Consider the following 14,716-nt stretch of genomic DNA (forward strand, 5'->3'; position numbering starts at 1 on the left):
TGGCAGTGATTTCTATTTTTCAGAGGTGGGACAATATATGGATGTTGCAGTGATTTCGATGTTGATTGCACCGCTAATTTTATTTGTGATTTTTGTAGCCCCAATTTGGGTTATTTTACACTATCGCAGCCGTAATAAGATTAGTGAGGGTATGAGCCAAGAGGATGCGGAGCGAGTTCGTGATTTAGCACAACAAGCCGAGCGTATGCGCGATCGCATTCGCACTTTGGAAAACTTGCTTGATGCAGAGCATAGTAACTGGCGCCAGAACGACCGCGGCTAGGGAGAATATTATGGCTGAGCGAAAAAAAGAACTACGCCGAGATGATAAGCGGGGCAAAGTAGGTGGCGTTTGTGCCGGTATCGCCAACTATTTCGGTTGGGAACTTTGGGTTATTCGAATTATTGCGGTAACGGCTCTAATTCTGGCTAGTAAAGTAACGCTAGTTGCCTATGTTATTGCGTGGGTTGTTTTAGATAAAGAATCGAAGAAAGCTAAAGGCAAAAATTCGAATGAATTTTCAGAGCAAACCGTTCGTGAAGAAACACGAGTAGAAAGAACTGCTGATGGCCGCACGATTGAGGTTAAAACGAAAGTGTGGGAAGCCGGTAAACTGCCGCACTATGCACTTGGTGACATTGAAAGTGAGTTTGCAGCAATGGAGAAATCGCTTCGTTCTATTGAGAGCTATGTTACTTCTTCTGAATTCCGCGTACGCCACGAAATTAATCGTCTCTAATGCTCGATGATGCCTCTGCCAATTTTGGCGGGGCATTACTCCCTCTTGAAAAACTCCTTTTTTAATCGAATATTGCAGAACGTCAGTGCATCTGGAAAGTTTACCTTACACCGCTAAGTGGTATAAGCAGTTGCTGATGATTGCCGTGGTATCGCTCTCTCCGTAAGCTATTAGCCATACATAATAATAACAATAATTAGAGATCTTATATGGCAGACACAAGTAGTATGCATCCGGAAACGATGGTGATTCACGGCGGTAATGCGCCAGCAGACGAACATGGGGCTCTTGTTGCACCACTTTATCAATCATCCACTTTTGTATTCCCTGATGCTGAAACCGGTGGGCGGAGATTTGCCGGCGAAGAAGCCGGATATATTTATTCACGGTTAGGGAACCCAACAGTGAATATGCTCGAACAACGCGTGGCCGCATTGGAAAATATGCCAGCAGGGGCGGCAACGGCTACTGGAATGGGTGCTGTATCGGCAGCTACTATGGCTTTTCTACGAGCGGGCGATCACATCATTGTTTCCGATTGTATTTATGGCTGTAGTTTTGCCTTATTTAGCCATTTGTTTGACCGATTCGGCGTGAGCGTTAGTTTCGTAGATATGACCCATTCAGAAAATCTAGAGGCGGCATTTCGCGATAATACTCGGTTAGTATTTTTAGAAACGCCAGCAAACCCACATTTGAAGCTTATTGACTTAGCGATGGTGGGCGCGGTGTGTAAGCGACATGAAAATGTGCGGATAATAGTTGATAACACGTTTATGACGCCCTTGTTGCAACGCCCAGTGGATTTTGGCGCTGATATCGTGGTTCACAGCGCAACCAAGTATTTGAATGGACACGGCGACGTGGTAGCGGGTGTTATAACTGGCAGCGAGGAAGATATCCAGCTGATAAAGATGACCAGCCTTAAAGATATGGGCGCGACTATTTCTCCTCATGATGCTTGGCTTATTACCCGTGGTCTAAAAACTTTGGCTATCCGTATGGAAAGACATTGTAAAAATGCAGAAATGGTGGCGGAATTTTTAGCGCGACACCCAAGCATTGCAGACATTTATTACCCAGGATTTAAACAACATCCGCAGCACAACCTTATTGGTTCGCAGATGAAGCATGCCGGAGCGGTGATTGCATTTGAACTTCACGCAGGCTATCAAGCAGCAGTTGATTTTTTGAATAGATTAACCATGATCAAAGTAGCGGTGAGCTTAGGCGACGCAGAAACACTGATTCAGCATCCGGCATCAATGACACATTCACCGTTGAGCCCAGAAGTTCGGGCACAGGCAGGAATTACCGATGGCCTTATTCGAATTTCGGTAGGGTTAGAGCACATTGATGACATTATTCGCGATTTATCGCAAAGCTTAGCGCAAAGTTAACAATAAACGAGGAGCTAACCATGGCAAAGAAAGCGAGCCAATACGTTTCCAAGCAATCAGATAAAGATGGTCATATTGCATGGACCGACGAAGAGAACAAGATTTGGCACGATTTAGTTGCCCGCCAGCTCGATATTATTCCGGGCAAGGCATGTGATGAGTATATCGAGGGCATGCGTTTATTGGATATGCCAACTGATCGTATTCCACAGTTATACGAGATTAATAAAGTGCTTGCTGCAACAACTGGTTGGCAAGTTGCTGAAGTACCTGCATTAATCCCCTTCGATGAGTTTTTCCGATTACTTGCTAATAAGCAATTCCCAGTGGCTACTTTCATTCGTACTCGGGAAGAATTTGATTATTTGCAAGAGCCTGATATTTTCCATGAAATCTTTGGCCATTGCCCACTGTTGACGAATCCTGCCTTCGCTCATTTTACCCATCAATATGGCAGGTTGGGATATGCAGCAACGCCGAAAGAGCGAGTTTACTTGGCTCGCCTATACTGGTTTACCGTTGAATTCGGTTTATTGAAAACCAAAGAAGGGCTGCGTATTTATGGCGGCGGTATTTTGTCATCACCGGGCGAAACTCGCTATGCGTTGGAAAGTGATGTTCCCGAGCGCGAGCCGCTAAAAGCGATTGATGCACTGCGCACACCATATAGAATTGATATTATGCAGCCGATTTATTACACCATTGAAGATGTGAATGAATTGTTTGAAATCGCCGATATGGATATTATGGCAATGGTGCATGAGGCTATGGAGTTGGGCTTGTTTGAGCCGAAATTTCCACCGAAAAATGCTGCATAAGAATTGAGTATTAAATTTTAGTAATCCGCGATTTACCATTACGCAATAGCAAAGTAACTACAGGAAATAGTGATGTCTGAATTAAAAGAAATGAAATGCGAAGCGTGCCACGCAGACGCACCAAAAGTATCGGATCAAGAACTTGCCGAATTGATACGAGAAATTCCGGATTGGGCACCTATTGTGCGTGATAACGTAATGCAGCTTGAACGCGTTTATAAATTCAAGAATTTTAAACTTGCATTGGCATTTACTAACAAACTCGCTGAGCTTGCGGAAGCTGAATTCCATCACCCAGGCATATTTTTGGAGTGGGGCAAGGTAACGGTTACTTGGTGGAGCCATGCTATTGGCGGCTTACATAAAAATGATTTCATTATGGCTGCGAAAACGGATCAGCTTCTCAACGATTAACGGCCAGTTATACGCGATGATTATCAGCACTCTCGAGCTTCGGGAGTGCTGATTTTTTTTGTAATATCTGTATAATTTGCTTTACATACTCTTTGAGGTGGCTTCGCCAAATTACATGCGCCTGGAAATTATTTGTAACGATCGCTTGGGCCTTTGCCAAGATGTACTTGGTATTCTGCGCGAAAATGAAATTGATTTGAAAGGGATAGAAGTAGACCCAGTAGGGAAAATATTCCTGAATTTCCCATCGTTGGAATTTGCCGAATTCCAACTTTTAATGTCGAAAATTCGCCGTATTCCGAATGTTCAAGATGTAAAAACCATATCTTACATGCCTACTGAGCGTGAGCATTACGAATTCAACTTACTCTTGAGTACGCTTCCAAATCCTGTTATTTCGGTTGATTCAAAAGGCCGCGTTGATGTTATTAATAGCGCGGCGGCGGCGTTACTTGATGCCGATAAAGCCGAGTTGAAGGGTTTGCAGATCAATGATTTGGTGGGCGGCCTGAACATACAACGTTGGCTTGACCGGCAGCCGGAAGAAACAAAAACTGATTATCTACAGCTCGGTTCAGCAAATTACCGCGCCAATATCTTACCGATTTGGGTAAACGATGCTGAGGGCGAACCAAGCTTCGCTGGCGCGGTTATTCACTGCCAATCAGAACCGGTACCTATTCAACCTGGCAACAGCGATGCTAATTCACCTTTTACTCAGCTGTTAACTCAGCACGCGGGCATTAAGCGGTTACTTAAAGATGCGGAGCGCATGGCACAGCTTGATGTGCCACTGTTAATCGAAGGTGAAACAGGTGTTGGCAAAGAATTATTTGCTCGAGCGTGTCATCAGGCCGGAAATCGCAGTCAGAACCTGTTTTTAGCGGTAAATTGTGGTGCTTTGCCCGATAACGTGGCAGAGAGTGAGCTGTTTGGCTACGGTTCAGATGTATTTAGCCATCATCCACAAGGTAAGAAAGGTATATTTGAACAAGCGAACGGTGGCACGGTATTGCTCGATTCGGTGGGTGATATGTCACAAGAGCTGCAAGCGAAGCTTCTGCGTTTTCTTGAAGATGGCCGTTTTCGCCGTATCGGCGAAGAACAAATGGTTAAAGTTGATGTGCGTTTGGTATGTTTAGCGCGCGGCGATTTGTTTGAGCGGGTGGAAGCGGGAAGCTTTCGTGAAGATTTGTATTATCGGTTAAATGTTCTTTCGTTGCAGTTACCGCCGTTGCGTGAGCGTAAAGGGGATGTTGCGCTGTTAGCGGATCACTTTGTTTATAAGTTTTGCCAACAGTTGCAGCGTGCGCCTGTGCGTATTGCGCCTGCTACTCGTGAATACTTAAATCAATATAGCTGGCCGGGTAACGTGCGGCAGTTGGAAAATACTTTGTTTCGTTCACTATCGATGCTGGAAAAATCAGTGTTAGAGCCGAGTGATATTCATTTACCTGAAATGCCGGCTATGCCTGATCAGTTAAATATCGATCTTGATGAGGGCTCGTTGGAAGATGCTGTGAAGCGCTTTGAGAGCACATTACTGCGCCGTTTATACCCGAGCTACCCAAGTACTCGGCTATTGGCGCGCAAACTTGGCTTGAGCCACACGGCTATCGCCAACAAACTCCGCGATTACGGCATTGGCAAGCAACGCCGCCGCTGAGTGTGCGCGAGATAGCTGAGTGCGTGTGAGATAGCTTAGTGCGCGGAAGATAGCTTAGTTTACGGGGGCTGATTTAGTGGCTCAGGGACGCCGTGAACCCATCCTTGGGGGCTTGGCTGCCGCATCCCTGCGGCAGACACCCTGAACCACTAAATCAGCCCCCACAAACGCTATCTCCCGCGCACAAAGCTCCCGATAAACGTTATCTCTATCTCCTCTCGAGAGTAGGTTGGAAAGTTTATGAGACAGTTAATTGGTTTTTTGTAAACTAAAGTGTACAGTTGCGGTGAGTATTCGGGGTTGTGGCGCGCATGTAAACTTAATCTTACAGGTGGGTGAAATGTGTACTGGGGGTGTTTCGCAAGCCCTTGCTAGCCTTTGTATAGGGAAACGGGTTACAACAAGGTTGGACTATTTTTTTCACCGCAGCGTATTTACGCGATGGGGTGGCCACTATTGGATTTAAACCGCGAATCACAGAGGCGGTAAATGCATTAGTGTTACAACGATAATGAGGAATGCGAAATATGAGTAATATTAATCCGTTAGGTACTGATGGTTTTGAATTTGTTGAATATACTGCTGCTGATAGCAAAGGTATTGAGGCTCTTAAAGAGTTATTCATTCAACTGGGTTTCACTGAAGTAGCAAAGCATCGTCGCAAAGATGTTTGGTTGTTTAAACAGAATGATATTAACTTTATCGTGAATGGCCAGCCTTCTTCGCAAGCTGAAGAATTTGCTCGTGAACACGGCCCGAGTGTTTGTGGTATGGCGTTCCGCGTGGCCGATGCAGATTTAGCGATGCAGCATGCGTTGGCAAATGGCGCGAAAGAATTTAAAGCTGATGTGGGTGCGATGGAATTAAATATTCCGGCTATCTATGGCATTGGTGAGAGCGCGTTATATTTTGTCGATCGCTACGGTAGCCAATCAATTTATGATGTTGATTTCCGCTTCTACGAGAACTGGGAAGCGAAAATGAAAGATTTTGCTGTGGGTATGGATTATGTAGATCACCTTACGCACAACGTATTCCGTGGCAACATGGATTTATGGGCTGGGTTTTACGAGCGCATTGGTAACTTCCGCGAAGTTCGCTACTTTGATATCGAAGGGAAACTTACGGGCTTGTTGAGCCGTGCAATGACATCGCCATGTGGAAAAATCCGGATTCCAATTAACGAATCGCATGATGATAAATCACAAATTGAAGAATACCTGAAAGATTATAACGGCGAAGGCATTCAGCATATTGCGATGAGCTCAGATAACATTTACCGCACTGTGCGCACACTTCGTGAGCGTGGTATGGAATTTATGACAACGCCAGATACATACTACGATAAAGTAAACGAGCGCGTTGAAGGCCATGATGAAAGCTTAGATGATTTGCGTGATCTGCGAATTCTGATTGATGGCGCACCGATGAAAGATGGAATCTTGCTGCAAATTTTCACTAAAACTGTAATTGGCCCAGTGTTTTTTGAAATTATTCAGCGTAAAGGTAACGAAGGTTTCGGTGAGGGGAACTTTAAAGCGTTATTTGAATCGATTGAAGAAGATCAAATTCGCCGGGGAGTATTAAGCGATGCGTAAACCGATTTCTTTCCCGAAGCAGGTAGGGAAGGCTTCACGCCAGGCTCATGCTGATTTTCCGGAAGAAGCGATTTATGAGCGCGAAGCTGGCCGCAGTGGCTTTTTTGGCCCTGCTACTCACTTTCACCACACGCACGCCCCAACGGGGTGGAGCGAGTGGGAAGGCCCGCTTCGCCCTAGGTGTTTCGATTTCAATAAGCTTACTGGCTTAGATACGGCTTCGCCGTGGTTGGCTGAAAATTTATTGTTTAACGCGAGCTGTAAATTCCGAATTTGGCATTTAGATTCGGCAATGAAAAAGCTAGCGCGAAACGCTGATGGCGATGATTTGTTGTTCGTGCACGAAGGTGGTGGCGAACTGTATTGTGATTATGGGCATTTAACGTTGCGTGATGGCGATTACGTGGTAATACCGCGTTCAACCAATTGGCGTATCGAACCTTCTTCGCCGATGCAGTTGTTGATGATTGAGGCCACCAACGGTTCATATCAACTTCCTGATAAGGGTTTAGTGGGCAACCACGCAATTTTTGACCCTGCATGTTTAGATGTTCCAGATATTGATGAAGCATTTAAAGCACAATACAGCGAAGAGAGTTGGCAAGTGGAAGTGAAGCGCCATGGCGAAGTTTCGGTGGTTACGTTTCCACATAACCCACTCGATGCGATAGGTTGGCATGGTGATTTATCGCCGGTGCGGGTTAATTGGCGCGATTTTCGGCCACTAATGAGCCATCGCTATCATTTACCGCCTTCAGCACATACTACCTTTGTAGCAGAGCGTTTTGTGGTCTGTACTTTTGTGCCACGGCCGATAGAAAGCGACCCAGGCGCATTGAAAGTACCGTTTTATCATAATAATGATGACTATGATGAAGTGTTGTTTTATCACGCGGGTGATTTCTTTAGCCGTGATAATATTGATCGCGGTATGGTAACCTTTCACCCAGCGGGCTTTACGCATGGGCCGCACCCGAAAGCATTTCAGGCCGGGCGTGAGCACAAAAAGAAATTCACTGATGAAGTAGCTGTTATGTTAGATACTCGGGATTCACTTGAGGTGGGCGAAGCATCTCACTCTGTTGAAAATCCTGATTACGTAATGAGCTGGCAGGAGAAGAAATAATGAAATTAGCGACGTATCGCGATGGTACCCGTGATGGCAAACTTGTTGTGGTAAGCCGAGATCTTGCCCGTGCCGTTGCGGTTCCAGAAATTGCTGGAACCATGCAATTTGCAATTGATAATTGGAAAGAAGTAGAAGCAAAGCTGAAAGAAGTTTATATCGCATTAAATAACGATAAGTTCAGTGATGATTTCGCCTTTGATGAAAAGCAGTGTGAAAGCCCTCTGCCTCGAGCATTTCAGTGGGCTGATGGTAGTGCGTATGTGAACCACGTAGAGCTTGTGCGTAAAGCTCGTGGCGCCGAAATGCCGCCGAGCTTCTGGGAAGATCCGCTCATGTATCAAGGTGGTTCCGATGCCTTTATCGGGCCCCGCCAAGATATTGAACTTGGTTCTGAGAGCTGGGGTATCGATTTCGAAGGTGAAGTAGCGATTATTACCGATGATGTACCGATGGGTATTGAAGCGAAAAATGCACGTGAGCATATTCGCTTGTTAATGTTGGTAAATGACGTTTCTTTACGCGGTTTGATTCCAAATGAATTGGGAAAAGGCTTTGGCTTTTTCAACTCGAAACCAAGCTCAGTGTTTTCACCGGTTGCGGTAACGCCTGATGAATTAGGTGATGCATGGCAAGGTGGTAAAGTTCACCTACCGTTGCGCTCTACCTATAACGGCGAGTTGTTTGGTTATCCGAATGCTGGTGAAGATATGACATTCAATTTTGATCGCTTAGTGCAACATGCAGCAATGACGCGGCCATTAAGTGCTGGCACGGTTATTGGTTCTGGCACGGTTTCAAACAAGCAGGGCACTGATCACGGTAGTGCGGTTTCAGAGGGCGGTGTAGGTTATAGCTGTATCGCTGAAGTTCGCATGATCGAAACGATTCGAGATGGTAAGCCAGCTACTGAGTTTATGAAGTTTGGCGATACCATTCGCATTGAAATGAATGATCATGAAGGTAACAGCATTTTTGGTGCTATCGATCAAAAAGTTGTTGAATACAAAGGCCCACAGTAATGAAATTACACGGTTACTGGCGCTCATCTGCTAGCTACCGAGTGCGTATCGCTTTGGCATTGAAGGGCTTGGAGTATGAATATAGCTCAATTCATTTGTTGAAATCGGGTGGCGAACAGAAAAGTGCAGAATATAGCCGATTGAACCCAGCAAAGCTTGTGCCTACGTTGGAAGTAACGGATCCAAACACAGGCGAGCATCTAACGCTCAATCAATCGTTAGCGATTATTGAATATTTAGATGCGAGTTTTCCTGGACCACGGCTGGTGCCTGAATCACCAGTTGATGCGGCAGTAGTAAGAACATTGGCGCTCGATATGGCGGCTGATTTGCAACCAATTGCGAACTTGAGGGTACTTCAATATCTTACCGGCGAGTTAGAGCAGCCAGATGAGCAAAAACAAGCGTGGATTGCTCATTGGGTTACCCAAGCGTTTCAAGCGTTTGAAACCCGCTTGCAGAAAACTGCCGGTAAATACTGTGTTGGTGATAATGTAACGCTTGCGGATGTTTGTTTAATTCCACAAGTTTACAACGCAAAACGGTTCAACGTTGATTTAACACCATACCCGCGGTTGCTTAGTGTGGTAGAGGCACTTGAGGTTCTGCCTGCGTTTGTTGCAGCTCGGCCCGAGAATCAAATTGATGCGAATACTTGAGGTTCAACGCAAGATTCGGTTCAGATAGCTTATATAAGCTCGGAATGACTTATCATTTCCGGGCTTTTTTGTTTTAATAGTTTATTGCTTTGGTGATTACATCGAGTTTAAAAAGATTGCACCCAGATGCAGGTGATTTTCACAATAAGGAAAACGGAATGAAGAGAAAACTTACGGTAGCCATTAGCGCAGCGCTGTTAAGCGTGGCGTGTTCAAGTTCAGGCACGGTTCAGCAAAACTCGGCCACGAGTGCAGTTGCAGAACAGCGAACTGAACAAACAACTGGGCAAACCCAGTATTCGCAGCCACGAAATTTTGAACAGCGTGAATCTGTATTCAGCATGACGCAAATTATGGCCGACCCGGATTGGATTGGTCGCTCTCCTGAAGGTGCTTACTGGTCGTGGGATAGCAGAAGTGTACTCTTTAGCCGTAAACGTGAAGGTAGCCCGCAGCGAGATCTGTTTCAACGGCCGTTATCAGCTGGTGGTAATGGTACGCAAGTAGCGTTAAATTCTTTGCATACACAGGCTTATCAAAACGCAGTTCCTAATGCTGATCGTTCACTAAAAGCCTATCTTTTTGAACGTAATATTTATGTGCTCAACACTAGCAACGGCGAAGTACGCCAACTTACCCGCGATACTCAAAACAAATCGGGTTTACAGTTTTTGCATGATGGCCGCTTGAGCTATCGCGTAGCCAATGATTTCTATGCAATAAACCTTAACAGCGGTTTTACGGAGCTGGTTCTCTCGTTGCAAACGCAAGAGGCTCCGAAAGCTTTAGAGGAGCCAGCTGATATTCTGGCTTCTGAAGAAATTGATTTAATCGAATATAACCGAGTCCAGCGGCGTCAGCGGCAAGAGCGGTTCGACGATCAACAAACGTTAGCAGCTAGTAACGCATCATTAGCACCGCAGCCAATTTATTTAGGAAATAATGTGCAAGTGGTGGAAGCCAGCCTAGCACCTTCAGCTGATCACGCCATTATTGCTGTTACCGAGCCACAAAGCTGGCGAGGCGATAGCGATTTAATGCCACGTTACGTAACAGAAACAGGCCGCGTTGAAAATCAAAACGTACGCCGGCGTGTTGCGGATGCTAAGCCTATTCACCACACATTGTATTTGGTGGATATCAGCAGTGGCGAGAAAACTGAGTTAAGTTATGAATCTTTGCCTGGTTTTGATGAAGATGTGCTTGCCGCAGTTCGTGAGGAAAATTACGCTGCCGAAGGCAAAACTTATGAAAGTAAGCGAACGCCTCGTGCAATTGGAGTTATGCCCGGTTGGTCGGCGCCAGAAGGCAATATTGTTTGGAATTCTAGCGGCGATGCGGTAGCTGTAATGTTACGTGCGTGGGATAACAAAGATCGTTGGATTACCACCGTTGATCTTGATGCAGCGCGGTTAGATAACCAACACCGTTTACACGATGAAGCATGGATCAACCGTGATTTTAATGCCTTCAACTGGATGCCTGAAAGCCATTCACTTTGGTATCTTTCAGAAGAAAGTAATTATTCGCATCTGTATATTAAGAATCTTAATAACGGCAATGTGCAGCAAATTACTAGTGGCCGTTATTTAGTGGATAACGTAACCTTAAATCGAGCCGGTGATACCTTCTATTTCCAAGCAAACGCTGGTCATCCTGGTATTTATGAGGTGTTCCGGGTGCCTGCGAGTGGTGGCGACATTGAACAACTCACTAGCTTAAATGGCATGACAAATTACAGCTTGAGCCCAGATGAAACGCGTTTACTGTTAACCCACTCAAGCCCTTTGCAGCCGAATGAACTTTACGTGCAAGAAGTGCGCAGTGGCAGCCAAGCTACACGATTAACGGAAACGGTTACAGCTGAATTCCAAAACATGCCGTGGGCACAACCTGAAATTGTGGAAGTACCTTCTTCACATGTGGAAGATCCAATCTACAGCCGCGTGTATTTGCCAAAAGATTATGATGCAAACCGCGCTGAAGGTTATCCGGCAGTAGTGTTTATTCATGGTGCTGGTTATCTACAAAACGCGCATGGCGGTTGGTCGGGCTATTTCCGTGAGTTTATGTATCACAGCAAACTTACCGATCTTGGTTATGTGGTTCTCGATTTGGATTTCCGCGGTTCAGCTGGGTATGGCCGCGATTGGCGTACAGCGGTTTATCGCCAAATGGGTACGCCCGAAGTTGAAGATTTAGTGGATGTGGTGAATTGGATGGGCGCGCATCGCAACGTTGATGTTGAGCGCGTAGGTACTTATGGTGGCTCTTATGGTGGCTTCTTAACCTTTATGGCGTTGTTTAACGAGCCTGGTTTGTTTAAAGCCGGTGCGGCGCTTCGCCCAGTAACGGATTGGGCACACTACAATACGGGTTACACCTCAAATATTTTGAATCTACCGCAAGACGATATGATCGCGTATCGCCGCAGCTCGCCAATCTACTTCGCTGAAGGGCTAGAAGATGCATTGCTGATTAACGCACCGATGGTTGATGATAATGTGTTTTTCCAAGATTCAGTGCGGTTAGTGCAGCGGTTGATTGAGTTGGAGAAAGAGAATTTTGAAACCGCTATATTCCCAGTTGAGCCGCACGGGTTTGTGCAGCCCTCGAGCTGGTTAGATGAATATCGCCGTATTCACAAATTGTTTGAAACCAATTTGCAATAACTTATTGAAATAGAATAACTAAAAAAGCGACCATAGAGGTCGCTTTTTTATTACCCGCTGACAAGAGCTGCTACTCTTTCGGTTTTACGATCTCGATGGGTTTGCGGCGCAAGCCCGGAACGGCGAGAGCACCACCCACAGCGCCACCGATATGGCAAAGATATGCAACTTGAGCACCGAGCCAGAGTGATTCATCAACGGCTAAAATTAAATCAACAGCCAGCTTTATAACCACAATCATTAAGATGGTAACACCCAACGCACGTTGCGTTCGTAATAGGGAAACACCAACGTACACGAAAACGCCATGGAGAACCCCAGAAAGGCCCACGAAGTTATAATCTTGGGCTAATAAAATAGGAATTAAAGAAGCACCGAGTGCGCTAATCATCATTACATTCATAAGTAAACGACCACGAATGTAACTTCTGAATAAAATTGAAATTAGAATAAGAGCGGCAACATTAACCCATAGGTGTTGATCGTTGAGGTGTACTAAATGAGTGGTGAAAATCCGCCATGGTTGGCTTAGCAGGTTTTCCTCTGAAAGCACTAACCAGCTTTGTACGTTGGTGTTCATGTGTATGGCAACTAAAACAATAGCCAATATAACGGGTGCCAATAGAAAACCGATGCGCGTTCTTAAGGAATTAACTGCTGGAATTTTGTTCGTTGAATTCGATAAACTCATAGTTCTAACTCGTCTCTACATTGCGATACTGGGTTTGGACGCTTATGATAGCCTTAATTGAACGATAACAGCAAAAAAGGGCGCTATTAATGCTATTCAAATCAAAGCCGAAGGAAATCTTTTCGAACTTAACAAACATTGCCGGGGTTAAAGTATTCGCTATTGGGTTGGTGTCATTAGCATTCTTATCGGCTTGTGCGCCGCAAAACAGCGAACGGGAAGCGTTCGAGCCTGAAGCCGCCACTGGGCTAGCTGATAATAAAGTGGTTTACGCCGATAGTTATATGATTTCTGCGGCTAATCCACATGCGGTTGATGCTGGGCTTGCTGTGTTACGAGAGGGCGGCACAGCAATGGATGCAGCTGTTGCTGTACAAGCAATGCTTACTTTAGTAGAACCGCAATCGTCGGGTATCGGTGGTGGTGCTTTTATGCTGTATTGGGACAATGAAGCGAAAGAGCTGCATAATCTAGATGCGCGCGAAACTGCGCCAATGGCTGCCACAGCTGATTTATTTCTAGATTCTGAAGGAAATGCTCCGCGTTGGATTGAAGCCGTTGTGGGAGGCCGATCAGTAGGCACTCCGGGCGTATTACGTGGCTTAGAAGCGGCTCACCAACGTTGGGGCAAGTTAGCCTGGCAGCGTTTGTTTGCAGAAAGTATCCAACTCTCGGAGCAAGGATTTGAGGTTTCGCCACGATTAGCACAACTATTGGAAATGGAAATTAATCCTGGGGTATCACAAACACCCATTACCAAAGAATACTTTTTTCCAAATGGCAGGCCGTTACAAGCGGGTACGCTAAAAACAAACCCCGAGCTTGCCAATACGTTCCGTGCTATTGCAGAACAAGGTGCAGATGCGCTTTATCACGGAGCGATTGCAGAAGATATTGTTAATGCCGTGCAAACTAACCCGATTGCACCGGGCTTATTAGCGTTAGAAGATCTTGCCGGTTACGAGCCAGTGTGGCGCAATCCAGTTTGCGGGCCATATCGTGTATTTGAGATTTGCAGTATGGGGCCGCCAAGCTCAGGTGGAATTACGATGCTGCAAACTATGGCATTGCTAGCACCATTTGAGCTTCATGAACTAGAGGTGAATGGCGAAGAAGCACTACACTTTTTCACTCAAGCTTCACGTTTAGCGTTTGCCGATCGCAATCGTTACATTGCAGATGCTGATTATGTTGATGTTCCGCTCGAAGCCCTGTTGCATCCTGAATATATTGAAGATCGCATTACCCTGATAGGTGGAACCGATATGGGTAAGGCGTTACCGGGAACGCTTGATGAACTACTGCGGGCTGATGATCAATCGCCTGAGTATCCAAATACCAGCCATATCAGTATTGTTGATCAATATGGAAACGCGGTATCGATGACAACCACAATTGAAATGGGCTTCGGCTCCAGTGTGATGACTCGCGGGTTTCTGTTAAATAATCAGCTCACTGATTTTTCTTTGGTTCCGGAAGTAAATGGCGTGCTTGTTGCCAATCGAGTTGAGCCAGGTAAGCGCCCGCGCAGCTCAATGTCTCCTGCCGTTGTATTCAATGAGGATGGTGAACTATTGCATATTGTTGGTTCGCCGGGCGGGCCACGGATCATCAATTATGTAACGCAAACCTTAATTGGGTTACTCGATTGGAACTTAAATATGCAAGAAGCGATCGATTTGCCGAAAATAACGAATATGAACGGGGTAACTTCACTCGAGGCTGAAACTATACTGATAGATCTACAAGGGGTTTTAGAGGCTCGTGGACATGAGGTGGAAATAAGAGCCTTAAATAGCGGTTTGCATGGTATTAGCGTGCGTTCTGACGGTTTAGAGGGTGGCGCTGACCCGCGTCGTGAAGGCGTGGCAAAAGGGCTGTAACCTTACTTTCAACAGATAGGTTCAAAA

Annotated in this window: 13 protein-coding genes; 12 read left to right on the forward strand and 1 reads right to left on the reverse strand. The window is 45.7% G+C overall.

Annotation, left to right across the window (positions count from 1 at the left end; translation table 11 throughout):
- Nucleotides 1-37: 37 nt before the first annotated feature.
- The 11 genes from pspB to A28LD_RS03835 all read left to right on the forward strand — a co-directional run bounded on the left by pspB (nucleotide 38) and on the right by A28LD_RS03835 (nucleotide 12,115).
- On the forward strand, nucleotides 38-283 hold the full coding sequence (gene pspB / locus A28LD_RS03785) for an envelope stress response membrane protein PspB (RefSeq protein WP_040487003.1): 246 nt from the start codon (nucleotides 38-40) through the stop codon (nucleotides 281-283).
- Between the two features lie 10 nt (nucleotides 284-293).
- Nucleotides 294-740 carry an envelope stress response membrane protein PspC gene (pspC, locus tag A28LD_RS03790; RefSeq protein ID WP_007419743.1) on the forward strand — a complete coding sequence of 149 codons (447 nt, stop codon included), beginning with the start codon at nucleotides 294-296 and terminating at the stop codon, nucleotides 738-740.
- 209 nt (nucleotides 741-949) lie between these two features.
- Nucleotides 950-2,140, forward strand: a complete 1,191-nt coding sequence (gene megL / locus A28LD_RS03795; RefSeq protein ID WP_007419744.1) for a methionine gamma-lyase — start codon at nucleotides 950-952, stop codon at nucleotides 2,138-2,140.
- Nucleotides 2,141-2,160: 20 nt separating this feature from the next.
- A complete protein-coding gene (gene phhA, locus A28LD_RS03800) occupies nucleotides 2,161-2,958 on the forward strand; it encodes a phenylalanine 4-monooxygenase (protein WP_007419745.1) in 798 nt (265 codons plus the stop codon).
- 72 nt (nucleotides 2,959-3,030) lie between these two features.
- Nucleotides 3,031-3,372: a 4a-hydroxytetrahydrobiopterin dehydratase gene (locus tag A28LD_RS03805; protein ID WP_007419746.1), complete on the forward strand. Its 342-nt coding sequence runs from the start codon at nucleotides 3,031-3,033 to the stop codon at nucleotides 3,370-3,372.
- 115 nt (nucleotides 3,373-3,487) lie between these two features.
- Complete coding sequence (tyrR, locus tag A28LD_RS03810) at nucleotides 3,488-5,038, forward strand: transcriptional regulator TyrR (RefSeq protein ID WP_007419747.1); 1,551 nt, start codon at nucleotides 3,488-3,490, stop codon at nucleotides 5,036-5,038.
- 527 nt (nucleotides 5,039-5,565) lie between these two features.
- Nucleotides 5,566-6,636: a 4-hydroxyphenylpyruvate dioxygenase gene (hppD, locus tag A28LD_RS03815; RefSeq protein ID WP_007419748.1), complete on the forward strand. Its 1,071-nt coding sequence runs from the start codon at nucleotides 5,566-5,568 to the stop codon at nucleotides 6,634-6,636.
- Nucleotides 6,629-7,762, forward strand: coding sequence for a homogentisate 1,2-dioxygenase (locus A28LD_RS03820; protein WP_007419749.1), 1,134 nt, complete (start codon nucleotides 6,629-6,631; stop codon nucleotides 7,760-7,762). The genes hppD and A28LD_RS03820 overlap by 8 nt, the downstream gene beginning before the upstream one ends.
- Complete coding sequence (locus A28LD_RS03825) at nucleotides 7,762-8,784, forward strand: fumarylacetoacetate hydrolase family protein (protein WP_007419750.1); 1,023 nt, start codon at nucleotides 7,762-7,764, stop codon at nucleotides 8,782-8,784. Before A28LD_RS03820 ends, A28LD_RS03825 begins: the two co-directional genes overlap by 1 nt.
- On the forward strand, nucleotides 8,784-9,443 hold the full coding sequence (gene maiA, locus A28LD_RS03830) for a maleylacetoacetate isomerase (protein ID WP_007419751.1): 660 nt from the start codon (nucleotides 8,784-8,786) through the stop codon (nucleotides 9,441-9,443). Before A28LD_RS03825 ends, maiA begins: the two co-directional genes overlap by 1 nt.
- Nucleotides 9,444-9,601: 158 nt before the next feature.
- Nucleotides 9,602-12,115, forward strand: coding sequence for a S9 family peptidase (locus A28LD_RS03835; RefSeq protein WP_007419752.1), 2,514 nt, complete (start codon nucleotides 9,602-9,604; stop codon nucleotides 12,113-12,115).
- A gap of 70 nt (nucleotides 12,116-12,185) precedes the next feature.
- Here the strand turns inward: A28LD_RS03835 and rrtA are convergent, their stop codons facing one another.
- Nucleotides 12,186-12,806, reverse strand: coding sequence for a rhombosortase (rrtA, locus tag A28LD_RS03840; RefSeq protein WP_007419753.1), 621 nt, complete (start codon nucleotides 12,804-12,806; stop codon nucleotides 12,186-12,188).
- Nucleotides 12,807-12,895: 89 nt separating this feature from the next.
- Between rrtA and ggt the strand changes: the two genes are divergently transcribed.
- Nucleotides 12,896-14,689 (forward strand): gamma-glutamyltransferase, encoded by a 1,794-nt coding sequence (gene ggt, locus A28LD_RS03845; protein WP_007419754.1) that lies wholly within the window; start codon nucleotides 12,896-12,898, stop codon nucleotides 14,687-14,689.
- Nucleotides 14,690-14,716: the final 27 nt, after the last annotated feature.

Source organism: Idiomarina sp. A28L, assembly GCF_000218785.1.
In the GTDB taxonomy this organism is placed as follows: domain Bacteria; phylum Pseudomonadota; class Gammaproteobacteria; order Enterobacterales; family Alteromonadaceae; genus Aliidiomarina.